The organism is Mucilaginibacter sp. KACC 22063 (assembly GCF_028736115.1).
Taxonomy (GTDB): Bacteria; Bacteroidota; Bacteroidia; order Sphingobacteriales; family Sphingobacteriaceae; genus Mucilaginibacter.
Genome location: NZ_CP117877.1, coordinates 2,870,962 through 2,894,749 on the forward strand (window position 1 = coordinate 2,870,962; position 23,788 = coordinate 2,894,749).

The 23,788-nt window shown below is 40.9% G+C and carries 20 protein-coding genes; 8 read left to right on the forward strand and 12 right to left on the reverse strand.

Annotation, left to right across the window (positions count from 1 at the left end):
* The first annotated feature begins 80 nt into the window (after window positions 1-80).
* Window positions 81-782, forward strand: a complete 702-nt coding sequence (locus PQ461_RS12355; RefSeq protein WP_274205831.1) for an SIP domain-containing protein — start codon at window positions 81-83, stop codon at window positions 780-782.
* A gap of 35 nt (window positions 783-817) precedes the next feature.
* Here PQ461_RS12355 and PQ461_RS12360 read toward each other — a convergent pair whose 3' ends face one another.
* On the reverse strand, window positions 818-1,543 hold the full coding sequence (locus PQ461_RS12360) for an RluA family pseudouridine synthase (RefSeq protein WP_274205832.1): 726 nt from the start codon (window positions 1,541-1,543) through the stop codon (window positions 818-820).
* 138 nt (window positions 1,544-1,681) lie between these two features.
* Between PQ461_RS12360 and PQ461_RS12365 the strand changes: the two genes are divergently transcribed.
* The gene (locus tag PQ461_RS12365) at window positions 1,682-2,128 is read left to right on the forward strand and encodes a hypothetical protein (protein ID WP_274205833.1); all 447 of its coding nucleotides are present in this window, start codon (window positions 1,682-1,684) and stop codon (window positions 2,126-2,128) included.
* A 33-nt stretch (window positions 2,129-2,161) separates the two neighbouring features.
* Here PQ461_RS12365 and PQ461_RS12370 read toward each other — a convergent pair whose 3' ends face one another.
* From PQ461_RS12370 to gatB, 3 genes are all read right to left on the reverse strand, one after another.
* Window positions 2,162-2,851, reverse strand: a complete 690-nt coding sequence (locus tag PQ461_RS12370) for a response regulator transcription factor (RefSeq protein ID WP_274205834.1) — start codon at window positions 2,849-2,851, stop codon at window positions 2,162-2,164.
* Between the two features lie 100 nt (window positions 2,852-2,951).
* Window positions 2,952-4,070, reverse strand: coding sequence for a TlpA disulfide reductase family protein (locus PQ461_RS12375; protein ID WP_274205835.1), 1,119 nt, complete (start codon window positions 4,068-4,070; stop codon window positions 2,952-2,954).
* Window positions 4,070-5,539 (reverse strand): Asp-tRNA(Asn)/Glu-tRNA(Gln) amidotransferase subunit GatB, encoded by a 1,470-nt coding sequence (gene gatB, locus PQ461_RS12380; protein WP_274205836.1) that lies wholly within the window; start codon window positions 5,537-5,539, stop codon window positions 4,070-4,072. The genes PQ461_RS12375 and gatB overlap by 1 nt, the downstream gene beginning before the upstream one ends.
* 304 nt (window positions 5,540-5,843) lie before the next feature.
* On the opposite strand from gatB, the gene PQ461_RS12385 reads away from it, so the two are divergent.
* From PQ461_RS12385 to PQ461_RS12405, 5 genes are all read left to right on the forward strand, one after another.
* On the forward strand, window positions 5,844-6,950 hold the full coding sequence (locus PQ461_RS12385; protein WP_274205837.1) for a fatty acid desaturase family protein: 1,107 nt from the start codon (window positions 5,844-5,846) through the stop codon (window positions 6,948-6,950).
* A gap of 193 nt (window positions 6,951-7,143) precedes the next feature.
* Window positions 7,144-7,485 (forward strand): MerR family transcriptional regulator, encoded by a 342-nt coding sequence (locus PQ461_RS12390; protein ID WP_274205838.1) that lies wholly within the window; start codon window positions 7,144-7,146, stop codon window positions 7,483-7,485.
* 53 nt (window positions 7,486-7,538) lie between these two features.
* A complete protein-coding gene (locus PQ461_RS12395; protein ID WP_274205839.1) occupies window positions 7,539-9,641 on the forward strand; it encodes a ComEC/Rec2 family competence protein in 2,103 nt (700 codons plus the stop codon).
* A gap of 75 nt (window positions 9,642-9,716) precedes the next feature.
* On the forward strand, window positions 9,717-10,361 hold the full coding sequence (locus tag PQ461_RS12400; protein WP_274205840.1) for a DUF4412 domain-containing protein: 645 nt from the start codon (window positions 9,717-9,719) through the stop codon (window positions 10,359-10,361).
* A gap of 136 nt (window positions 10,362-10,497) precedes the next feature.
* Entirely contained in the window at window positions 10,498-12,297 is a 1,800-nt protein-coding gene (locus tag PQ461_RS12405) for an LTA synthase family protein (protein ID WP_274205841.1), read from the forward strand.
* On the opposite strand, the gene PQ461_RS12410 is transcribed toward PQ461_RS12405, so the two are convergent.
* Genes PQ461_RS12410 through PQ461_RS12425 form a run of 4 tightly spaced genes read right to left on the reverse strand, consistent with a single transcriptional unit; the run spans window position 12,294 to window position 15,592 of the window.
* The gene (locus PQ461_RS12410) at window positions 12,294-12,911 is read right to left on the reverse strand and encodes a hypothetical protein (RefSeq protein WP_274205842.1); all 618 of its coding nucleotides are present in this window, start codon (window positions 12,909-12,911) and stop codon (window positions 12,294-12,296) included. The genes PQ461_RS12405 and PQ461_RS12410 overlap by 4 nt on opposite strands.
* Before the next feature lies 1 nt (window position 12,912).
* Entirely contained in the window at window positions 12,913-14,178 is a 1,266-nt protein-coding gene (gene bioA, locus PQ461_RS12415; protein WP_274205843.1) for an adenosylmethionine--8-amino-7-oxononanoate transaminase, read from the reverse strand.
* Window positions 14,178-14,615, reverse strand: coding sequence for an NUDIX domain-containing protein (locus PQ461_RS12420; protein ID WP_274205844.1), 438 nt, complete (start codon window positions 14,613-14,615; stop codon window positions 14,178-14,180). Before PQ461_RS12420 ends, bioA begins: the two co-directional genes overlap by 1 nt.
* Window positions 14,615-15,592 carry a cation diffusion facilitator family transporter gene (locus tag PQ461_RS12425; protein ID WP_274205845.1) on the reverse strand — a complete coding sequence of 326 codons (978 nt, stop codon included), beginning with the start codon at window positions 15,590-15,592 and terminating at the stop codon, window positions 14,615-14,617. Before PQ461_RS12425 ends, PQ461_RS12420 begins: the two co-directional genes overlap by 1 nt.
* Window positions 15,593-15,678: 86 nt before the next feature.
* Between PQ461_RS12425 and PQ461_RS12430 the strand changes: the two genes are divergently transcribed.
* Entirely contained in the window at window positions 15,679-16,872 is a 1,194-nt protein-coding gene (locus PQ461_RS12430) for a pyridoxal phosphate-dependent aminotransferase (protein ID WP_274205846.1), read from the forward strand.
* A 79-nt stretch (window positions 16,873-16,951) separates the two neighbouring features.
* Here PQ461_RS12430 and PQ461_RS12435 read toward each other — a convergent pair whose 3' ends face one another.
* From PQ461_RS12435 to PQ461_RS12450, 4 genes are all read right to left on the reverse strand, one after another.
* Window positions 16,952-17,527 (reverse strand): hypothetical protein, encoded by a 576-nt coding sequence (locus PQ461_RS12435; protein WP_274205847.1) that lies wholly within the window; start codon window positions 17,525-17,527, stop codon window positions 16,952-16,954.
* 378 nt (window positions 17,528-17,905) lie between these two features.
* Complete coding sequence (locus PQ461_RS12440; protein WP_274205848.1) at window positions 17,906-21,142, reverse strand: efflux RND transporter permease subunit; 3,237 nt, start codon at window positions 21,140-21,142, stop codon at window positions 17,906-17,908.
* 18 nt (window positions 21,143-21,160) lie between these two features.
* A complete protein-coding gene (locus PQ461_RS12445) occupies window positions 21,161-22,321 on the reverse strand; it encodes an efflux RND transporter periplasmic adaptor subunit (RefSeq protein WP_274205849.1) in 1,161 nt (386 codons plus the stop codon).
* 7 nt (window positions 22,322-22,328) lie between these two features.
* Complete coding sequence (locus PQ461_RS12450) at window positions 22,329-23,783, reverse strand: TolC family protein (protein ID WP_274205850.1); 1,455 nt, start codon at window positions 23,781-23,783, stop codon at window positions 22,329-22,331.
* Window positions 23,784-23,788 lie beyond the last annotated feature (5 nt).

Here is a 23,788-nt window from a genome sequence, read left to right on the forward strand (position 1 = left end):
CAATCCTTACCGCGGTAAATCTATTTTTTATCATACAGTAAGGCTGTTACTTTGTATTATCACACTTAAGATAATACCCTATGTTAGAACACCTAAAAAGAAAAGCATCCGGATTAATCAATAATCGTCTGCATAAAACTGCCCATGTGCTTGAGGTAAGGTACTGGGAAACATCCACGATTACTGAAATAGACCTGCATTTGCCAACTGCCGAAATGGACAACTGGAATGAGGTGAATTACATGAAATGCAAGGTTGACAATTTTACTTACCGCGACTATACACCTGCAGGCTGGGATGCAGAAACGCAAACTTGCACCCTGTTTATCGACACCGCCCACAAAGGGCCGGGCAGTATATGGGCGCAAAATTTGAAACAAGGCGATCAAATCAGTTATATTGGTATTGCAAGTACCAAACAAACGCCTGTTAATACATCAGCGGTGATATGCCTTGGCGATGAAAGCGCATTAGGACACATGCTTGCCTTACAGCAATTAACACAACCTGTAACCAGGTTAACCGGTGCCATTACTATGGAAAGCGAAACTAACCGTAATCTGTTTTCAGAGTATTTCAAATCTCCTATTACTACAGTTTCAAAGTCGGATAAATTTGGGCACCACTCTCTTACAGAATGGTTGCTACAACAATCTTACGACTTAGAAAATACGATATTCTATCTTGCAGGAAATAACACGATGGTAATGCAAATGCGTAAGTTGCTGCGTAATCAAGGCTATGGAAATAACCAGATAAAAGCGCAGGGCTTTTGGAATTAACGCAAAATAGCCTGATCGTTTATCAGGCTATTTTATTAACTGTCAAACTTATCCAGCAACTTTAACAGGGTATCAAAGTCTTTAGGATATGGCGCGTGGATGGTTACTTCCGTTTCTTCATTGATTTTAAAAGTAACCTCAAATGCGTGTAGTGCAAACCGCTTCATAATCGGTTGCTCCTCTTGATCTTTACCCAAAACATACTTGCGTTTAAGTGAAGATAAAAACACAGGCTTACCTTTATACATGGCATCGCCGGCTATTGAGGCGCGTTGCGTAGCCAGGTGTATACGGATCTGGTGCATACGGCCGGTAACCGGTCGGCACTCCACCAAAGTATAATGTTTCCAGTATTTTAGTGATTGAAACCAGGTTTCGGCACGTTTACCTTCCTGCCTGCTGATGGTTACGCTGCCTTTTCCTGTATTTAATATAGGCAGATCAACCAGCAGGTTATCAAAAACATGCGTACCTTCTATAACAGCATGGTATATTTTTTTCACCTTACGGTGCTCAAACTGCATGGATATAAAGCGGTAGGTTTCCGGGTTTTTAGCAATAATTAAAGCGCCAGATGTTTCCTTATCTAACCGATGGCATATTTGCGCATCATCAGCATAGGCTTTCGCCAGCCGAAGCATATTGATCTCGCCTGCAGCCTCGCCACGGTCATCAAGCGAACTGATGTATGGCGGTTTATTTACCACAATCAGGTTATCGTCTTCAAATAAAATAAGATCTGTAAACTTTGGAATTTTCATATTAATGTACAAAAATACGGTTAATAACCGATACTGTACCTATAACCGTTTTTAATGAACTTTGTGCGAAACAAACAATCTGCAAACGCTTATGTTAGGGATTAAAAATCAATAACTTACATCTAACCCGATAATTTTATGAGCACTACCAGAAAAACAACTTCGAAAAAAGAGGAAAAAGGCTTTTTCGAAAAAATTGCAGATACCGTTTCAAGTATTTGGGATAGTACAAAAGAAAAAACTGAAGATGCAGTTGACTTTGTAAAAGAAGAAGCACATGACGCTAAAAAAGCAGTGAGTAAAAAAGCTACAGCCGTAAAGAAAGCTGTTGCTGCTAAAGAACCACAGCATAAGGCTGCAACTACTGCATCAAAAACTGTTAAAGCTGCTAAAGATACAGCTACCAAGGCGACTTCAACTGCAAAGGAAGCAACCAATAAAGCTGTAAAAGCTACCAAAACTACAGCTGCAAAAACAGCATCAACTGCAAAAGCAACAGCTACTAAAGCTGTAAAACCGGCTAAAGCTGCAAAAAGCGATTCTCCAAAAGTTGCAGCTAAAACAACTGCAAAAAAGAAAGCTTAATAAATGACAAAGGCCCCTTAAGGGGCCTTTTGCTTATGCTTCAAATTTGTAACCTACACCTTTAACAGTAGCAACATATTCGTCGCCAAGTTTTTCGCGCAGTTTACGAATGTGTACGTCAATAGTACGGTTGGTAACCACTACCGAATCTTCCCATATGTTTTTCAGGATCGTTTCGCGGGTATAAACCTTTCCGGGTTTTGATGCCAGCAAATAAAGTAATTCAAACTCTTTTTTAGCTAAAACTACTTTCTCGCCATTTTTAAATACCAGATAAGCTTCGCGGTCAATTACAAGGTCTTTTACTTCAAGTTTGTTATCGCTTAATTCTTCTGTTGCAGAGTTACGGCGCAAAATGGCATTTATACGGCTAACCAAAGCACGCGGCTTAATTGGTTTAGCAATATAATCATCGGCACCAACGTTAAACCCGGCAATTTCAGAGTACTCTTCGCTTCGTGCAGTTAAAAATACCATAAAGGTATTTTTAAACTCTGGCATGGTGCGCATAATACGGCAGGCTTCTATACCATCCATTTTAGGCATCATAATGTCAAGAATGATCAGATCGGGAAGAACTTTTTTTGCTTCGTTAACACCTTCCTGGCCGTTGTTAGCAAGATAAACCTGGTAGCCTTCTTTTTTAAGGTTATATTCTATCAATTCCAGAATATCCGGTTCATCATCAACGATAAGGATCTTTTGTTTCGCAGATGTACTCATGTGGGGGCTGAATTTTTTGATAAAAGTAAACGCTTAAAAGTACAAAATGATTAAACCAGTGTTAATTAATTGTTAATCTTCACAAATACTTAACAAAGAGTTACTTCTTATTGAACGTTTTATTTAAAATTTCTTCAAGATCAATCCCTGTTACATTCTTTGCAATGATAACTCCCTGTGGATCAATGAAGAAATTTGTCGGAATAGCCTCTATATGGTACAATGTTTCGGTAGGCCCTTCAAACCGTTTTAAGTCTGACACATGCTGCCATGTTAACTTATCGTCATTTACTGCTTTTTGCCATGCAGCCTTGTCGGTGTCTAATGATACACCCAAAATGTTTAAGCCCTTATCATGATATTGGCCATAGGCTTTAACCACATTAGGGTTTTCGGCACGGCATGGCATACACCATGAAGCCCAGAAATCAATCAGTACATACTTACCTTTGTAATCAGATAGTTTAACCTGCTTGCCATCAATGGATGTGCTGGCAAAATCAGGCGCTTTATGGCCTATTGACAATGGCTTTGCCACTTCCATTTGTTTTACAAATTTCTGTACTGCAGGGTTATCTTTAAACTGGCCATTAAGATCATCTGCGTATTTTACCAGTTCGGCTTCGTAGCGCATAGGATCAAGCGAGGTTGCCGCGTAAAATGCAGCTAAAGATGATTTATTATCATCAATAAACTTAAGTACCTCTTTGCCGTAAGCATTTATGTTTTGCTGAAATTCAGGTGTATAAACCTTCAGCAATGAATCTTTATTACCGCCGGCCTGAGCCTTTGATTGAAATTCAGCTACCAACTTTGCATTTTTAGCACCGTAAGTATTACTGATATTATTTACCTCTTTGATTTTTTCAGAATCACCAGAACCTGTTATTTCATAGTTATGTGCAGAGTCGGCAGCATTAGTTTTAAACGAGATATCGTCGCCATTCTGAGCGATAAAATCATAAATAGACTCTCCTATCTGTAGCTTAAACAAGTTGGCATAAGGGGTAGACTTTTTAAACTTGAACTTACCATCGGCACCAACTTCTGCCGAATCTATTTTGGTTACCGAACTGCTATCGGCAGCGAGAAGCACCACTTTCTTATTAGCGCCAAAGTTTTTAACCTCGCCGTCTACAGTAAAAGACTTTTGATCTTTACAAGCTGCGAAAGCTGATATAAGTGCTGCAGCTGCATATAATTTATAATTTGATTTCATTATGCCTGGTCTAATGCTTTTAATAATAATTGATTGGTTTTCTGCGGATCTATTTTTCCTTTTGAGCGTTTCATTATTTCGCCCATGAATAAGCCTAATACTCCCTTTTTACCTTTTTGATACTCCTTAACCTTATCCGGAAACTTAGCTAAGGCATCAGCGATAAACGTATCAAGCTCACCACTGTTTTCACTGATTAATAGATTAAGTTCAGTAGCTAATACGGTTGGCTGTTTTAATGGGTTACTGATCACCGCCGGGAAAAGCTTTTGTGCAGCAACTGTATTATTGATCTTTCCGCTGTCAATAAGGCTTATTAACTCAGCAATACTTTCGGGCTTTATAGCTGTTTCTGCCAATGAAACGCCGCGTTCGTTGATGTAAGACTTAACAGGCCCCATCATCCAGTTAGCGGCCGACTTATAATTACTGGTATGGCCAATCAACTGCTCAAAGAAAAAAGCGAACTCTTTATCAGAAGTCAGTACCGATGCATCATAGTCTGTAAGACCAAGCTTAGCTGTATATTTCTGATAAAGTTCAGCAGGTAAAGCAGGCAGGCTGTCTTTTATGCTTTTTACATATTCGGCGCTGATGCTTACCGGGATTAAGTCCGGTTCAGGGAAATAACGATAGTCATTCGCCATTTCCTTGGTACGCAATACGGTTGTTTCACCGGTATCAGCATTAAAGTTTAAGGTGTTCTGATCAATAAAACCACCCGCTTCAACAACTTTTATCTGGCGTAAGAATTCATGCTCAATTGCCCGTTGCACATTGCGGATAGAGTTAAGGTTCTTTACTTCGCACCTGTTCCCTAAAGCGGTATCCCCTTTTTTACGGATAGAAATATTGGCGTCGCAGCGCATACTGCCTTCCTCCATGTTGCCATCGCATATATCAAGATAACGCAGTATTTTACGCAGTTCGGTTAAATATTGCCCGGCTTCTTCTGCACTGCGCATATCAGGCTGTGAAACAATCTCCAGCAAGGGAACCCCTGCACGGTTCAGATCAATCAGTGAATATTCAGGATCCTGGTCATGGATGCTTTTACCGGCATCCTCTTCCATATGGATATGGTGTATAGCTATTGTTTTTTGCGAACCGTCTGCAAGTTTAACGTTTACTGCGCCGCCAATACAAATAGGCTGCTGATCTTGTGTAATCTGGTAGCCTTTTGGTAAATCGGCATAAAAATAGTTTTTACGCGCAAAAGTGTTCAACGGATTAATTTCACAACCGCAGGCTAGTCCCATTTTTACAGCATACGCTACCATGCGTTTATTAATAAACGGAAGCGTACCCGGATGCCCTAAGGATACCATGCTGATATGATGATTGGGCAAAGCACCAAAAGCAGCTGAATCTGCTGAAAAGGATTTGCTTTGGGTAGACAACTGCGCATGCACTTCAAGGCCAACTACGAGTTCATATTGCCCGATTATCTGGTCTGATAAATCTGTCATATTCGTATTAACGGTGTTATATCTAAATACACTTCAAAATATAACACAATATTTATTGTGGGTTGCAATATAGCTTAAATAGGTATAAAGTTTGAAATATTACGCATGGAAAAACTACCGCATGCAGGCATTTTGTTACAACAATTTGATATTATATTATTCTTTAAAACAGCTGCCATTAAGTAGAAAAATTTTCCTTAAATGAAAGGAAACAGCTTTTGACAAAAAGATGAAAATATTGTTTAAACATTGATTTAACAGTGCTTGTATACAATAACATATCTATGGGACAATACTTTACATCATGACCACTGAAAACTTAATTAAACCATCATTTAAGAAAGCTGGAAGCGACGATTTTTACAAAGAACTACACCGAGAAGTACAATTAAGGGTACTTGGCAACAAGAAAGTACAGAACCAGATCGTGTTTAAATCGATCTTCTTCATGGCACTTTATTTTGTTTTTTACAGCTGTATTTTGATGTTTGGCAACCAGACGCCGCTTTTGTTTGTGTATTATACACTCACAGGCATTACCATGATATTGGTTTTTCTGAATGCGTTTCATGATGCAGCGCATGGCGCCATATTTAAAAAAAGATCGCATAACGAACTGCTGACCAACGTACTTGAATTGTTTGGCAGTAACAGCTACATCTGGAAAAAACGCCACATTGTATTACACCATCCTTATCCAAATATGCAGCACTGGGATATTGATGTAAAGCAAAGCGATATCGTAAGGATATTTCCCGAAAGCAAATGGTACAATTTCCATCGCTACCAGCATTATTATATGTGGTTTTTATACTTCTTTTATACCCTTAACTGGCTGCTGGTGCGTGATTTTAAAGATTTCTTCGGAGTAAAGGATAACTATTTGAAAAGAGTAGTGAACATCCCTAAAATTGAATATGTCAAACTTTTTGCTGCTAAAATATTTAATCTGTTTTTTATGATAGGCATACCAATGATGGTACTCGATCAACCCTGGTACAAGGTGCTTGCAGCATTTTTAGTGATGCATTTTCTGGCAAGTGCATTTGGAGTAACTGCCCTGCTGTCTACACATGCTGACGAAGATGCTGTTTTCCCGAAACCACCTGAAGATGGGCAGATTGATATGACCTGGGCCATGTACCAGATCCGCGAAACCAAGGACTTCAGTACCGAAAGCAGAATAGCGAATATCTTATTCGGAGGCTTTAACCATCATGTGGCTCATCATTTATTCCCTACTGTAGCGCATGTTTACTATCCAGCTATAACTCCTATTATCAGAGAGTTTGCACAGAAATACCAGCTTGAATACCGTTCATATCCATTGCATGAAGCAATATACTCCCATTTTATGCTTTTGAAAAAGAATGGCGGGGCTGAAAACCTTTTCGCTACCGGCGAACTGTAACTTTAGTTAACGCGTTAGTTTGACTAATCAATCAGCCAAACTAACGCGTTTATAATTGGCTGATGCGAAGCTATAACTTTTTTAATTGCACGAGGCATCTATGTTAAATTAATGTAAAGTATTTATGTAACAAAATGGCGACAATGTATATGCTTAGATATTTGGTGGCAATTAACTTTTACTATATTTGCCTATGCCTTTAAAAGAAGAACAAGACATCAAACGCGTATATTATACCATGGGCGAAGTTTCGGCCATGTTTAATGTAAACCAATCGCTTTTAAGGTATTACGAGAAAGAATTTGATATTTTAAAGCCTAAAAAAAACCAGAAAGGCAACCGCTTTTTTACTCCTGAAGATATCGAAAATTTAAAGGTAATCATGTACCTGATACGTGAAAAAGGTTATACTATTCCCGGTGCCCGCGAGTACATGAAAACCAATCTTAATGCAGCTAAAGAGACCCAGCGCATGATTACCAAGCTGGAAGAAATTAAAAAATTCCTGATCGGCGTACGCGAGCAGCTTTCCTGATTTGAACCTTTCTTAAAAGCTGCTATCTTTAAGGCAAATCTGAATCTTGTCTAATGATCGCCGACCATAAAGGTGAAGTTCCTGTATTTGTTTATATTTTGCCGTTTATCGCAGGCATTGTTTCTTCTTTATTTTTAAGCTTTAACCTTATTTATGTTGCTGCTGCATCAGGCCTGTTAACATTTGCTTTTATCCTGCTCAACATATTTTACGTAAAATTTGGCATTTACCGCATTTCATGGTTAGGTGGTACACTGGTGCATGTTATCCTCTTTCTCTTTGGCATTATTGCCGTTCTGCTTAACAACCCTCGCTTCAGGCAAACCTATTTTAGCAAGTACAAGGCAACTCAGTTTTTAGTCGCTATTAGCAATGAGCCAATACTGAAAGGGAAATACTGGCATTGTACAGCTGAGGTTAAGGAAGCTTTTGATCATCAGAAAACGAATTTGGTAGCCGGCAAAATCTTATTAACCATTTTGGCCAATCCTGAACAGCCATTGCAATATGGGGACGAGCTAATGATCATTGCCAATAACAAACCCGTCTCTCCGCCACTTAATCCGGCTGTTTTTAATTACCGCAAATACCTTCAGCATCAAAATATTTATGAGCAAATCTTTTTGTTTCCGGGACAGTATACCGTGGTTAAACACGGGCAGGGCAATCCAATAATTGCAGCATCAATAAAGCTGCGCCAGCAAATGGTACAGAAAATAAAAGCAAATATGAGCGATACCATAGCTGCAGCGGTAGCAAGTACGCTGATACTTGGTTACAAAGCTGATTTAAGCCCCGATGTATTACAATGGTATTCAAAAACAGGCACCATACACGTACTTTCTGTATCAGGCGCACACGTAGCCATTGTATTTATATTCATCAGCTTTGCGTTTAACTTTTTAAACGGTTCGCGACGGGGCCAGTGGCTAAAGGCAATTTTGATTATCGTATTGATATGGGCATATGCCATGCTGACGGGCTTTTCGCCAGCGGTGTGCCGGGCTGCCTTAATGCTTAGCTTTGCCATTTTAGGTACAACAGGCTACAGGTATAACAATGCTGTAAACCTGTTAGCCGTATCTGCTTTTCTCCTGTTACTTTATGATCCTTTATTAATTACCGATGTTGGGTTTCAACTCTCTTACCTGGCTGTATTGGGTTTAATTGTTTTACAGCCGGTGATTTACAAATGGCTAAAACCATCAAATAAGTGGATCAATAAGTTATGGTATTTACTGTCTGCATCACTTGCTGCACAGTTGATCACTTTTCCATTAAGCATTTACTATTTCCACCAGTTTCCCGTTTATTTTTTGATCAGTAACCTGTTCATCATCTTACCTTCTGAACTAATATTGGGCGCGGGATTGCTGGCTATTTTGCTACCCCAAATCCCTTATCTGACTAAAGCCTTATTCTGGGTGGTAGAGCATACGATCAAAATAATGAACTACGGCTTAAAGCTTATTGAGCAACAGCCTTATTCGTCCATTAGTAAAATATGGTTCACTACCGCTGAATGCCTGCTTATCTTCATCGTAATTATAGCCATACTCTATTTTAGCTATTCCAGGCGAAAGCATTACTTATGGGCTGCACTCGGCGGTACTTTAGTTGTGACTATTTTGATTTGTGTCAATACAATAAATCTCCAAAACAGTAATAACATCCTATTTTACAGTTTAAACAAACATTCAGCTATTTTATTTAAAACGGGGAACAGCGGCGTATTGCTTACCGATTTATCTATAAGTGACCCCTTATTTAACTATAACATTCAACCTGCTTTAGACAGTATGGGAATAACCTATTTGAAAATCGGAAAGCTGGATACGGCTATAACAACTCCATATCTAAGAAAGTCAGGTTTAGGCTTGATCCAGTTTGGCAATGATCGGTTAATGATATTAGATAGTAACCCAACCAAAAACATTAACTTAAAAGAAAAGCTGACGGTGAATTATGTCTACCTTACGGGCAATAATGCTATAAAATTAAAATACATTAAAGATAATTTTAAGTGCGATCAATTAATTATTGATGGGACAAATACTGCACAAACGATTAAAAAGCTTAGCTACGATGCTGACAGCCTTGATATAAATTATTTTATATTAAAACGTAACAAAGCTTTAACAGTGTTATCTAAATAGCAAACTAAATTAAACGAAAAAGAAAAATTTGTATCTGACTTTAGAAACAAATATCTTGGATGATTATTTAACCACATGAAATTAAAATTTTTAAATGTTGCCCTGGGCGTAGTTCTTTCGGCAACCGCATTAAGTGCATCTGCACAAAAAGCTTACACAGAAGGCAAAGCAGTATATACTGCTCAGGTTAATGGCATGACAGGCGAAGCCACCGTATATTTCAAAGGCGATTCAAGCGCAACTGTAACCAATCAGGGTCCTGCTAAAATCGTTCTGCTTTCAAACAGCAAGACAGATTATTTAGCTGTATTGGTTGATGTACCTGTAGCTAACATCAAAAAAGCGGGTATTGCAACACCAGCAGAAATGGAAGAAGCGCAAGCTCAATTACCTCAATTAACTTTTACCCCAACAACTGAAACTAAACAAATCAGCGGTTTCAATTGCAAAAAAGTAATTGCAAAAGATAAAGACGGTAAAGCTTATGATACCTGGGTTACTACAGATTTTACTGCACCACTGGGTACTGCTTCAAAACTTTATGCAAAAGCAGGCGGCTATCCTGTTCAGTTCACTGTATTCCAGAACGGAATGGCAGTAACTAACACACTTAAATCTATTGATGATTCAAAAGCACCTGCGGGTACTTATGCTATCCCTGCCGGTTTTGACAAGATCAGCCTTACCGACCTTAAAAACATGGCTGGCGGCGGTCGCTAAACAAATTCATTAACAATTCATTTAAAGCTTCTTAACATTGTGGGTAAATAATTAATTTCGCCCCTGAATGTTAAGGAGCTTTTTAAGTTTTTGCCGGTATTTTATTTTCTGGCTGATTGTATTTTTTTTAACCCGTTTGACCTTTGAGCTTTACTTCCACCAAAAGCTCAGCAATGCCTCGTTTAAAGAAATTCTGCTCACGTTTGCGCACGGACTTTGGCTCGACTACTCCGCAGCAGCTTACATCTGTACCATTCCCCTGCTTACTTTCGTAATCAGCTGGTTTATTCCTAATTCGCGCATACCATCAATATGGCTTAAAGTATATACCTGGTTTTGCATATTTATTATCTCGTTCTTAACCATCATTGACCTTAATATATTCCGCGAATGGGGTACAAAAGTCAATTACAGGGTTTTTAATACTTTATATGTGTCCCCTTCTGAAGCTGTGGCTTCTACCGGATCATCCCCTATTGGTTTGAGCATTACCATCGGTGTAACGTTATTTGCACTCGGAATTATCATCTCGCTCTTTGTTGTTGATTTCAAATTCAGGAAACCACAGCTTTCACCTACTGTTAAAGTCCCTTTAGCATTGCTGTTTTGCCTTATCAATTTTATTTTCATTCGTGGTGGCTTATTTGGCGCGCCAATAAATGAGCAAAAGGCATACTTCTCTGATAAGCAAATCCTCAATCAATCAGTATTGAACACCGAATGGAACCTGTTTCATAACGTAGTGCAGAATATGCGGCATGGTTATAATCCTTACGAGTTTATGCCTTTCGGCGAAGCAAGAAAGATTGTAAATGATACCTACGCCGTAAAAAAAGATACCACAGTTTCCATACTTAAAACCAAACGGCCAAATGTTGTCATAGTACAGCTGGAAAGTTATACAGCTGATATTATTGAATCGCTTGGGGGCGACAGCGGCGTGGCTCCGCACTTTGAAGAATGGATTAAGCAAGGTGTGCTTTTCGATAACATCTATGCAGCCGGCGACCGTACAGATAAAGGCGTGGTCGCCATACTAAGTGGTTTCCCTTCACAAGCGGTACGTACCATCATTACCGAAGATGCCAAGCAAAAGAAACTTCCTGCCATATCAGATGATCTGAAAAAGCAGGGTTACAGTACGTCTTACTGTTATGGAGGTGATATCGATTACATGAATTTCAGGTCTTATGTAAAAGATCATAAAATTGATAAGATCATTGAAGAAAGCAACTTTGCCAAATCACAGATACAGTCGAAATGGGGGGCTTATGATGATGTGATGTTTAACAAAAATATCGGCATCATTAATAAGCAAAAGCAGCCGTTTTTTGCTTACGTGCAAACGTTAAGTAACCACGAACCTTTTGAACTGCGTGGTAAACCGCAGTTTCCGGGAAAAGACAATGGCAATATGTTCAGAAGTACGGCTTTTTATACCGACTCGAGCCTTAACGCTTACCTTGAAGCAGCCAAGAAAACGGAATGGTATAAAAATACGCTTTTCATCTTAGTAGCCGACCACGGGCACCGTTTGCCAAGAAATACATCTGAGGCTTACGACCCGAGGAAATACCACATACCGTTATTGTTTTTCGGCGATGTAATTAAGGATGAGTTTAAAGGCAAGCGCATCAATTTACTTGGCAACCAAACCGATATTGCAGCTACATTGCTTGCACAGATGGGTTTACCACATCAGGATTTCCAATGGTCTAAAAACCTGCTGAACCCTTACAGCAAACCGTTTGCATTCTTCGATTGGGATAACGGGCTGGGCTTTATGCAACCTGAACAGAGTATTTCATATGACAATGAGGGCGACCGCATTATCTATATGAAATACCCGCATGCCCCTAAGCAAATTAATAATGAGACATTGCGCAAAGGGCAGGCTTTTTTAGAAACGATATATACCGAATATTTAAATTATTAGGCAACCAGTTGTAATTCTTTAGAAAGCGTCTCAACCCAGTTGTTAAATAATCCCGTTTCTATTTCTACAGCTTTTGCAGCATGGTGTTCCCAGTCTGGCGAAAAGAATTTCAATTGGTTGATCATTTCCTCCAGATGCCCTTCCTCTTCCAGTATGATTGATTTTACATTCACCTTGCTTCCTGTTTCGGTAAGGATGTCCTGATAAATTGGGTAAAGTTCGTCTGCACGCACTTCAATAGCATAAGTAACCAGCAAATAGGCTGCAAACCGTAGCTCTGCTCCTGCCAGGTTCAGTTCCTTTTTTAAATAGCGGCTCACAGAAACATCCAGCTGATTTAAATAGTATCTACTGCTCGCCGGTGCCAAAAGGTATTCACCAGCATAGGTTGGTAAATTAGCGCCTGCGATCTTCTCTATCTGTTTCTTCAGGTAAAAAGCATGGCGGTGTTCTTCAGCGGCATGCTTTAAAATAATATAGGTTACAGTAAGCGGGTCTTCACAGGCAGATATTTTCCTGGCACCGGTATTTTCCATTAATGAAAGGGTATTCAACCACTTAGCGTGTAATTTATCATCGGCAACTATAACCGGAAGCACATCATTCAAAGCCATCTTAAATTTCGTTTAAAGCGTCAGTAATTTTGCTGTAAATATAGCTCAGTTGCTCATTGGTTATACAATACGGTGGTAAAATATAGATGATATTGCCCAAAGGCCTTAAAATGATCCCGGCATTAAGGAAGTACTTGTAAAGCCTATCGCGCAGCGGACTAAGGTACGATGTTTCGTTTCCTGTTTCCCACTCCATTGCTATAATTGTACCTGTTTGCCTAACAGAACGGATCTTAGCATGGCCTTCTATCTTTTGCCTGAATTGGTGGTGCTGGTCTGCGATACGCTTAATGTTTGCTGGCGTTTCATCACTTGTAAACAGATCAAGGCTGGCTAAGGCGGCTGTACAGGCTATAGGATTTGCAGTGAAAGAGTGCCCGTGGAATAGCGTCTTCATTTTATCCTCAGACAAAAAAGCCTCATAAATTTGCTGTGTACAGGTGGTTACACCAAGCGCCATTGTACCGCCGGTCAATCCTTTTGAAAAACACATAATATCTGCCTTCTGCGGCATATAATCGCTGGCAAATGGTTTACCTGTGCGTCCAAAACCTGTAAATACTTCATCTGCTATTGTCAAGATTCCTTCAGCTGCGCAATGTTGCAGCAACTCATTCAGCCATTCGGGCTGGTACATAATCATACCCGCAGATCCCTGCACCAAAGGCTCGTAAATAAAGCAGGCCAGCTCATCTTTAAGGTTAGAAATCTGTTCTTTTAGTTGTGAGATATTTTTCTGATGAGGCAGATCAATAAATTCCACTTCGAACAATAGCTGATCAAAGGCAGCGGTAAAAGCGCTACGGCCGCTAACAGCCATTGCTCCAAAGGTATCGCCATGATAGGCGTTGTTAAATGCCAATATTTTAGTACGGGCCTTGCCTTGGTTAAGCCAGTATTGTAGGCACATTTTTATGGCTACCTCAACAGCGGTAGAACCATTATCTGAATAAAAAACCTTAGCCTGGTTATGTGGCAGCAGCGGTAATAAGCGCTCGGCCAGCTCAACAGCCGGTTCATGCGTAAAGCCTGCGAATATTACATGCTCAAGCTTGGTTAACTGCTCGGATATCCGTTTGGCTATGTGTGGATGGGCGTGTCCATATAAGTTTACCCACCATGAAGAAACGGCATCTATATATTCTTTACCGTCTTCGTCGTACACACAAGCGCCTTCGCCGCGTACAATGCCTACTGGCAAACCGGCAGTCTGCATTTGTGTGTAGGGATGCCATATTAGTTTTGCATCTCTTTCTGCAAGTGTCATTATTGTTGCTTTAGTAATTTAACTACGTGCTGATCGATGGGGAAAGTCATGTGCTCAACATTAAGTTCAGACAGGGGTATCCACCTGAAGGATTGTAAAACATCGCCTTCGCCATCAAAGTCGAACACTTTGTTTTTAAAATTTAAGTTTAGCGGAGAAATGCTGCGTACCATGTAATATACACTGATGATCTGCGAATCGTTAAACGCCGATTTTACATAAAAACCGGTTGTGTAAAAATGGCTTAATACTTCTATTTCTGCTAAGCATTCTTCCTGAAATTCGCGTTTCAATCCATCAATCAGCCCCTCTCCTAATTCCAATCCGCCACCGGGAAATTTAGTGAACTGGTAGCCATATTCCTGTTCGTCGCTAATGAGTATCTCATTGCGTTCGTTAATTAGCAGGCCATAAACACGTACATTAAATAATGCCATTATTTTTCGAAGTGTTTTTTGTTGCGCGTTACATTATCCATATTCCACGGAATGTCTTCCGTTTTAGCTTCAGAGCGTATCGGACAATTAGGCATGCCGCAATAGTGGCAGCATTCTGGGATACATGGATCTGAGTGGATAAAAAACTCAGTATGTATACCGGCTTCCGTATTCACAATTTTATCAACTAGCTTCACTTCATCATGTACACGGTTTAAGTCAAAGTAGTTAGGCAAAGTCATGTGGCAATCAATGTGCAGCTCATGACCATACTTTTGCGCACGCAGGTTATGTACATCAATCCATTCTTCTTTGCGCTGCTCATTCAATACTTTAATGATCTGCTCTACAATTTCAAAGTCTGCTTCATCCATTAAACCACCTACCGAACGCCTGATCAGCTTATAACCTGTTATAATGATATATATACCTACGATGATAGATAAAGCGCTATCCAGCCATGCATAAGGCAGAAAATACATTAAAGTAAGCCCGACAACCAAACCACCACTGGTAACCGTATCTGTAAGTAAATGCCTGCCGTCAGCTTCAAGTGTGATGGAGTTAAGGGATTTACCTTGCCTTATCATATAAAAGCCTAACAAGCCATTTATAGCGCCCGTAACGCCTATAATAATGGCACCTGTAAGTACCTGATGAACCTCATGAGGTGTAAACAGGCTGTAGGTACCTTTAAATACAATGACGATACCGGCTATAGTGATCAGGGTACCTTCTATAAAAACTGAAAAGAACTCCACCTTACCGTGCCCATACGGGTGATTAATATCGCGTGGTTGCGAAGCCAGGTAAATACTATAAAATGCAAAGGCGCTGGCTATTACATTCACAATACTTTCGGCGGCATCTGTAAGGATAAAATTAGAAGAGGTTATAAAATAAGCTGTAAATTTTGCAAGCATGAGCGCCACGCTCACAATAAGTGCAAATACGATGATGTTACGTTTTTTTTGCAAAGCGATAAATTGAGTACAAATTTAAAAACAACCTTTAATAAGCGTTAAAGTTTGTTCATATTTGCCGCCGACATAAAAATATAGTTATGAGTGCTTTAAGTAACCGGATCAATAATCTGTCCGAATCCCAGACCATTAAAATGGCAAAACTTGGCCGCGAACTGGCTGCCAAAGGTGTTGACATTATCAGCTTAAGCTTTGGCGAACCTGATTTTCATACACCGGAACATGTAAAAGATGCTGCCAAGAAAGCAATGGATGATAACTTTACTTATTATACCCCTGTTGCCGGTTACCCCGACCTGCGCAAGGCAATTGTAAAGAAGCTTAAAGACGAAAACGGTTTAGATTATGATGCTTCACAGATCGTAGTATCAACCGGTGCTAAACAAGCTATTGCCAATGCCGTACTTTGCCTTGTTAACCCAGGCGAAGAGGTAATTATCCCTACCCCTTACTGGGTATCTTACTCTGAAGTGGTTAAACTGGCAGAAGGTAAAAGTGTGTTTATTGATACTACTGTTGAAAGCAACTTTAAAATCACACCTGAGCAACTTGAAGCTGCCATTACGCCTAAAACTAAACTCTTTATGTTTTCATCGCCATGTAACCCTACAGGCAGTGTTTACAGCAAAGAAGAACTTGCAGGCTTAGCAGAGGTTTTTGAGCGTAACCCGCATGTATATATATTATCTGACGAGATCTACGAACACATCAACTTTATAGGCGGACACGAGTCTATCGCTCAGTTTGCTGCCATTAAAGACCGTGTGGTAATCATCAATGGTTTTTCTAAGGCTTACGCCATGACAGGCTGGCGAATTGGTTACACGGCATCAAACAGCGAAATTGCTGCGGCTTGCGATAAAATGCAGGGACAAATTACTTCGGGTACTTGTTCTATCACTCAGCGTGCAGGTACAGCCGCGTACGATGGTGGTTTAGAAAGCGTACACCATATGCGCGATGAATTTAAAAAACGCCGTGGTATTGTATACGATTTATTGAAAGAGATTGACGGCCTTAAAGTTAATTTGCCCGACGGCGCATTTTACTTTTTCCCTAACGTTACGGCGTTCTTCGGTAAAAGCTTTGGCGACCGTAAAATCAACAATGCCGATGACCTGTCTTTATACCTGTTAGAAGAAGGGCATGTGGCTACAGTTGGTGGCGATTCATTCGGCGATCCTAAATCAATTCGTTTATCTTACGCTGCTGCAGAAGATAAGCTTGTTGAAGCCATGAAACGCATTAAAGCTGCCTTAGGCAAATTACAGTAAGCTTTAAAATCATTTATATAACAAAAAGAGCTTGCCAAATGGCAAGCTCTTTTTGTTGAAAGGTATTTGTATTTACAAATTACAGTTTAAAACCGTAAGCAATACGTAGGGCTACCTGGCCAAAGTTACCACTGTTACCGCCAGAGAAGTTTTCATAACGTACACCTAAGTCAAGGCCTGAACCTGACATGGAGTAACCAATACCAGGAGAAAGGATCAGCTTAGTACCTTTGTCATAGCCGTTCATAAAATTGTTGTTAGTTTCAAAACCGGCACCTACTTCACCGCTTACATAAGCGTGAGGTACAAAATATGCTTTGATACCAGCTTTTACCGGAACAATGCCGTAGTCATTAAAATCAGTTTTGCCTGCTGGAGTATCATAGTTTCTTGCGAAGAAGTTAGTATAACCAGCGGTTAACATTACTGATACACTTCCGTTAAGGTCTTTTTGTAAACGTGCGTTACCGCCTAATGCGAAGTGAGAAAAATCATGCATATTACCTGTTGGTATACCTGGCTCAACACCTACACCAAAGCGCCATGCTTGTGAATCGCTACCTGTAGATTGTGCTTTTGAAGTTCCTGCGAATAATAAACCAGCTACTGCAAATGCTGCTGCTGCTAATCTTGTAGTTTTTTTAATAGTAGTCATTTTCGTATTTTTTAGTGAACAAATATTTAGATTGTGTTCGATCCCGTACATTCAAATATTTTGCCAATACGTGCCAAAAACAGCGTTTTTAACATTTGGGCAGATGTTTACTTGACTACTATTAACTGTCAAAATAGCGCTTATACAAGCTGTATTTCAATAATTTATTAGTATATATAGTTGTAAACTTAATGTTAAGAGAAGTTGCAATACGTTGACAAATGTTAAATCAAATACACACTGTACAATTTTCTGAAAGTGTCAGCATGAGTATACAATGTTGAATACATACAAAGAAAAATGGCATGGGTTATTCCCATGCCATTTTAACCTTATTTAACAAAATATGACGCTATAAGTAGGTATTTGCGTTAATGTTTACACTTCTCCGGGTAATATAATATGAGGAGCAGACGGATCATCGTTGTTTTTACCGTCGTTTTGCTTCTTTTCTTTTTCTTCCGCTTCGCGTTTTTTCTGCATTTCTTTTAGCTTTTTCTCACCATAAGCAAAACGGGTAATTACGAAGAACAGCACGGGTACAATAAATATAGCCATGGAGGTTGCAGCAAGCATACCGCCGAACACTGTCCAGCCGATAGTTTGCCTTGCCTGCGCACCAGCGCCTGATGCCCATACCAAAGGTAACACTCCTAATATAAATGCAAGCGAAGTCATAATGATGGGACGTAAACGCAGACGTACCGCCTCTAATGTTGCCTTTTCCAGATCCCAGCCGCTGTCAACCCGCTCTTTGGCAAACTCCACGATCAGGATCGCATTCTTCGCCGAAAGACCTATCAGCGTAATCAAACCGATCTGTGCATAAACGTTGTTATTCAAGTGCGGCCAAAAGCTGAGGAACAGTATCGCACCAAATGCACCTAACGGCACCGCTAATAAGACTGAGAATGGTACAGACCAGCTCTCATACAAGGCGGCAAGGAACAAGAACACGAAGCCAATGGACAGGATAAAGATATATACCGTTTTGGATCCCGATAACAACTCTTCCCGGCTTAAGCCCGAAAATTCGTAACCATATCCCTGTGGCAAAGACTTGGCTGCAACTTCCTGTAAGGCTTTAATAGCGTCACCGCTACTATAACCATCAGCAGGGTTACCGTCAATTTCCGCTGAACGGAACAAGTTATAATGCGATATTAAAGGTGCGTTCTCAATTACTTTGTATGACGTAACCGTACTCAATGGCACCATTGAACCAGCCTGGTTACGCACGAAGAACTGACCGATGTTGCCAATATTTGTCCGGTAATTGGTATCGGCCTGCGCCACCACCCTGAAGTTACGGCCATAAATGGTAAAGTCGTTAATGTAACTACTACCCATGTAAACCTGTAAAGCATTGTTAATATCAGAAATGGAAACTCCCATCCGTTTTGCCTTTTCACGGTCAACTACCAACTGGTACGCAGGTGTACGCGATGTAAAGAACGAAAATGCTTTAGCTATCTCCGGACGTTTGCTTACTTCGGCAATGAAATTGCGCATTACATTCTCAAAATTATGAATATCGCCACCGGCCTGCTTTTCTTCCAATATGAATGAAAAACCAGCCGTACTACCCAAACCCGGGATAGCAGGCGGCGGAATTACAACCACGTTAGCCTCTTTGAACCTTGCCAAACGTTTTTGCAAAGTAGCCACTACACCAAACAACTGATCCTTTTTATCAGAACGTTCGTCCCATGGTTTTAGCTGCACGAAAATAGTTGCACTGTTTGATTTGGTAGAGAAGGTTACAACGTTTAATCCGCCCAAAGCTGCATAGTGGCCAATAGCCGGGATACTATCCAGCGTGTGCATCATGCTGTTTAATACGCTAACTGTACGTTCTGTAGATGAACCTTCGGGCAAATCATAAGTAATGTACACACGACCGTCATCCTCTACAGGGATAAAGCCCGATGGCTTGCTCTTGAACAGGAAGACTGTCCCTACGATAATGCAAACCAATATGATAATCACCAGGCGCGAATGCTTAATACTGCGGTCAACCCCATGCTCATATTTTTCGGTCACTCGGCCAAACCAGTTGTTGAACTTCTCGAAGAACCGGTCTAAGAAATTGCCTTTCTTATTAGGATCATGCTCACGTAACAACAGCATACAAAGCGCAGGCGTTAATGACAATGCCACAAATGCCGAGATCAATACTGATATAGCAATAGTGATAGCGAACTGTTGGTACAATCGCCCAACGATGCCCGGTACAAAGCCTACCGGCACAAACACCGCGGCAAGGATTAAGGCAATGGCAATAACCGGTGCAGATATATCCTGCATGGCATGGTGTACTGCATCTTTAGGCGACAATTTTTCTTCGTCAATATAATGCTGCACAGCCTCTACCACTACAATGGCATCATCCACCACAATACCAATAGCCAGTACGAAACCAAAAAGGGTAAGTGTATTTATGGTAAAGCCTAATGGTATAAAGAATATAAAAGTACCGATGATTGATACAGGGATAGCCAATACAGGGATCAACGTTGCACGCCAGCTTTGTAGGAATAGGAACACTACGATGGTTACCAATATCAGGGCGATGATCAGCGTTTCTACCACCTCATGTACTGATACCTTCACAACAGATGCCGACTCGAACGGAACCACGTAATCCACACCCGGAGGGAATGTTTTTTTAAGCTGATCCATGGTAGCCAGTACATTTTCATAGGTCTCCAGTGCATTACTGTTGGGTGCCTGGTATACTAACAGGTATGATGCCCTTCTGCCATCAACAAATGAATTACCCTGATAATTAAATTTACCCAACTGTACCCTTGCCACATCTTTAAGATGGACAATTGCACCATTGTTAGGCTGGGTACGCACTATTACATCTTCAAACTCTTCAGGCTTAATTAAACGCCCTTTAGTTAAAACGGTATATTCAAAAGTTTGTCCATGCTCTTGCGGTGGCGCACCTACGGTACCTGCCGCAACCTGTACGTTTTGTTCCTGTAAAGCATTGGTTACATCGGCAGCGGTCATGCCCAGGGCAGCCAGTTTATCCGGTTTAAGCCAGATACGCATACTAAAATCATCTGCACGTGTAAACACGTCACCTACGCCTTTGGTACGCAAAAGCGCATCACGAACAAAAATATTGGTGTAGTTGTCAAGAAATGTAACAGCATGGTCTCCCTGAGGCGAATAGATTGCCACGAGCATCAAAATACTGGGGTTACGTTTACGCACCGTTAAGCCTAAACGCTGTACTTCCTGCGGTAAGGTTGGCTGGGCAATGCCCACACGGTTTTGAACGTCGAGAGCGGCGATATTAATATCTGTACCCACTTCAAAGTTCACCGTCATGTTCATTTGGCCAGTACCGGTACTGTTGCTTTGCAGGTAAGTCATGCCGGGGGTACCGTTCACCTGTATCTCTACCGGGGTAGCCACTGTCTGCTCTACCGTTAGTGCGTCGGCACCGGTGTAGGTGCCTGTCACCTGTACGGTTGGCGGGGTAATTTCGGGATACTGCCCGATAGGTAATGTACTCATGGATATAATACCCACAATTACAATTACCAATGATATTACAATTGCCGTTACCGGCCTTCGTATAAAGGTATCTGCGATCATTGTCTTTTAATTAGGGTATTATTTGCCTTGTTGTTTACTACCAGTTCCACCCTGCACTGCAGCGGCACCGCCTTGTTGTTGGTTAGGATTGCCCAATGTGATTTTCCCGCCGTCTTTTAAGCGCTGAAAGCCATCAGTAATAATTTTCTCTCCCGGCTTAACACCATCCATAATTACCACGTTATCATTAATGCGCGGGCCTAAAACCACTTTAATCTGATGAGCAACCGTATCCTGGGCTTTAAATACAAAGTATTCGCCCACCTGTTCGGTAATAGCTTTATATGGAATGATCACACGCTCGCCCGATTTTTCGTTAAGTACTTTTAAAACGCCTGCTTCACCGTCTTTTAGAACATCCTTGTCATTGGCGAACTGTACGCGTACTTTAACTGTGCCGGTCTGATTATTCACGCCGCGGTCAATGGCAAATATTTTCCCGGGCTTATTATAAAGCGTTCCGTCAGATAGCGTTAACCTGAAGGTTGAATCTGTATAATGCTTTTGATAGTTGTAAAAGCGATCGATATCCTGCTCGTTTACCACAACATCCACACCTATCGGATTTTCGCTGGAGATCGTATTCAGCAAGGTGGTGCCCGGTGTAACCTGTGCCCCCAGCTTAACCTGAGAAATACCTATGCGGCCTGTAAAGGGTGCACGTATCAGCGAGTAAGAAAGGTCTGTTTGTGCAGAGGTAACGCCGGCTTTTGCAACTGCTACCTGTGCTTTGCTGGTTTCCAGGGTAGCAACAGACTGGTCATAAGTCTGGCGTGCTACGGCATCATTTTTTAAAAGGAATGAATAGCGGTCGGCGTCTTTTTGCGCTTTTACCAGATTGGCGTTGGCGCTGGCCAGGTTAGCTTTTGCCTGCTCATAAGCTGCGATATATTTCCTTCTGTCAATTTCATATAAAGGGGTTCCCTTTTTTACAACAGTACCTTCTTTGAAAAAAATGCCGGTTATAAATCCCGAAACCTGGCTGCGCAGTTCCACGCTGTTAAGCGCTGTTACCGTACCCTGAAACGGATCATAATAAACTGCATCAGATTTTTTTGCCTCAGCGACAGATACAGGTGTAGCAGGCATTGCCGCTGCATTCTGTTTTTCACCTTGCTTGCAGGAAGATAAAGCCGCCAATGCAGCTAAACTTAGTAGACGTAAATATTTAGAACTCATATGATAATTATCTAACTGGTAAAATGCCTAAAGCTTTTTCGTAATCAATTTTGCTTGACAGCAACTGGAATAAAGCATTATAATAATTTAACTCTGCAGTACGCAGGTCGGCCTGTGCCACAATCACATCCAGGTATGTTTTAACACCTTCACGATACTGCAGGCTCACTACATTATAAACGTCTTTGGCCATATCCACATTCTGCTTTAGCAATACCCAGTTGGTGTAGTTGCTTTTATAAGACGCCAATGCCTGTGCATATTCGGTATTGATTGTATTGCGGGTATTTACAATATCAAGGTTAGTCCTTTCGATCTGTAAGCGTGCTTTACTCAGGTTTTGCAGGCGGCGTGTACCTGTAAAAATAGGTATGCTGATGCTTAAACCGGCTAATGATGTAGGATAGTTGTTATTGTAAAGTTTTTTAAAGTCATCGTTAAAGTAAAGCATACTGTAGCTGGCAAAAGCCGAAAGCGATGGCAGATAACCATATTTATAATAATCTACATTAAGCGACTGAAGGTTGCGCTGTGTTAACTGCTGACGGTACTCTATCCTGTTCTCGTAGTTAAGCGTTTGGTTGGTGTCAATAGCAACCTCCTGCACAAACCTTGTCGAATCATATTGTAATGTTACATACTTGTTTGGTTCCAGGCCCATTACCTGTTTAAGATAAGCCGTCTTACTTTTAACAGACTCCTCTGTTTGCTTACGGCTGGCAATGGAATTGTTAAGTGATATACTGGCCTGTTTGTAATCAGTTTTATCCGTTACACCTGCTTGGTAGCGGTTGTAGGCATCTTTAAGGCTGCGCTGCAAACGCTTGATGTCTTCATTTAAAATATCAAGTTGCTTTTGAGAAAGTAATACATCAAAAAAGGCCTTACTTACTTCAGATACCAGGTTGATCTGGGTAGTTAGCGTATTCTCCTTATAATATTGCCTTGAATAACGCTGCGCTTTAGAGGCGAGCCATACATCGTTATTAAATATCACCTGGTTAGCCTGTAGTGCTAAGCTTGATACATTTCTGGCTGCAGCAATTACCGATTGCTGGTTTGATGTTGTCGTGCCCGACCCGGTGCCTGTTCCGGTACCTGTGCCTGTACCACCTCCTGTTCCCGTTCCTCCGGTACCGGTACCACCCGTACCTGTGCCGCCTGTGCCCGAACCGGTATTAGTTCCGCCTGAACCGCCTGCCAGTATTGCGCTACGCTGAAAGTAGCGATCGTAACTGCCGTTGGTAGTTATTTGTGGCAACCAGGCCGATAATCCGATCCTGATATCGCGCTCGTTTATTTCCTCGTCGATTTGGGCCTGCCTCACTGCCGGCTGATTTCTTAAGGCATAATCAATACATTGTCTTAAAGAATAAGTGCGGGTAAGGGTATCATTAACCTGAGCATTAACTGCCTGGGTAATAAATATAGTTAATAGTAGTAGTAGATAATTTTTTTTCATGCAGG

What these genes read in the sequence shown, in the direction of transcription:
- PQ461_RS12390 (WP_274205838.1), top strand. Translation starts at nt 7,144, where the DNA reads ATGCCTTTAAAAGAAGAACAAGACATCAAACGCGTATATTATACCATG.
- PQ461_RS12355 (WP_274205831.1), top strand. Translation starts at nt 81, where the DNA reads ATGTTAGAACACCTAAAAAGAAAAGCATCCGGATTAATCAATAATCGT.
- PQ461_RS12385 (WP_274205837.1), top strand. Translation starts at nt 5,844, where the DNA reads ATGACCACTGAAAACTTAATTAAACCATCATTTAAGAAAGCTGGAAGC.
- PQ461_RS12450 (WP_274205850.1), bottom strand. Translation starts at nt 23,783, where the DNA reads ATGAAAAAAAATTATCTACTACTACTATTAACTATATTTATTACCCAG.
- PQ461_RS12430 (WP_274205846.1), top strand. Translation starts at nt 15,679, where the DNA reads ATGAGTGCTTTAAGTAACCGGATCAATAATCTGTCCGAATCCCAGACC.
- gatB (WP_274205836.1), bottom strand. Translation starts at nt 5,539, where the DNA reads ATGACAGATTTATCAGACCAGATAATCGGGCAATATGAACTCGTAGTT.
- PQ461_RS12435 (WP_274205847.1), bottom strand. Translation starts at nt 17,527, where the DNA reads ATGACTACTATTAAAAAAACTACAAGATTAGCAGCAGCAGCATTTGCA.
- PQ461_RS12410 (WP_274205842.1), bottom strand. Translation starts at nt 12,911, where the DNA reads ATGGCTTTGAATGATGTGCTTCCGGTTATAGTTGCCGATGATAAATTA.
- PQ461_RS12420 (WP_274205844.1), bottom strand. Translation starts at nt 14,615, where the DNA reads ATGGCATTATTTAATGTACGTGTTTATGGCCTGCTAATTAACGAACGC.
- PQ461_RS12360 (WP_274205832.1), bottom strand. Translation starts at nt 1,543, where the DNA reads ATGAAAATTCCAAAGTTTACAGATCTTATTTTATTTGAAGACGATAAC.
- bioA (WP_274205843.1), bottom strand. Translation starts at nt 14,178, where the DNA reads ATGACACTTGCAGAAAGAGATGCAAAACTAATATGGCATCCCTACACA.
- PQ461_RS12400 (WP_274205840.1), top strand. Translation starts at nt 9,717, where the DNA reads ATGAAATTAAAATTTTTAAATGTTGCCCTGGGCGTAGTTCTTTCGGCA.
- PQ461_RS12395 (WP_274205839.1), top strand. Translation starts at nt 7,539, where the DNA reads ATGATCGCCGACCATAAAGGTGAAGTTCCTGTATTTGTTTATATTTTG.
- PQ461_RS12445 (WP_274205849.1), bottom strand. Translation starts at nt 22,321, where the DNA reads ATGAGTTCTAAATATTTACGTCTACTAAGTTTAGCTGCATTGGCGGCT.
- PQ461_RS12375 (WP_274205835.1), bottom strand. Translation starts at nt 4,070, where the DNA reads ATGAAATCAAATTATAAATTATATGCAGCTGCAGCACTTATATCAGCT.
- PQ461_RS12440 (WP_274205848.1), bottom strand. Translation starts at nt 21,142, where the DNA reads ATGATCGCAGATACCTTTATACGAAGGCCGGTAACGGCAATTGTAATA.
- PQ461_RS12365 (WP_274205833.1), top strand. Translation starts at nt 1,682, where the DNA reads ATGAGCACTACCAGAAAAACAACTTCGAAAAAAGAGGAAAAAGGCTTT.
- PQ461_RS12370 (WP_274205834.1), bottom strand. Translation starts at nt 2,851, where the DNA reads ATGAGTACATCTGCGAAACAAAAGATCCTTATCGTTGATGATGAACCG.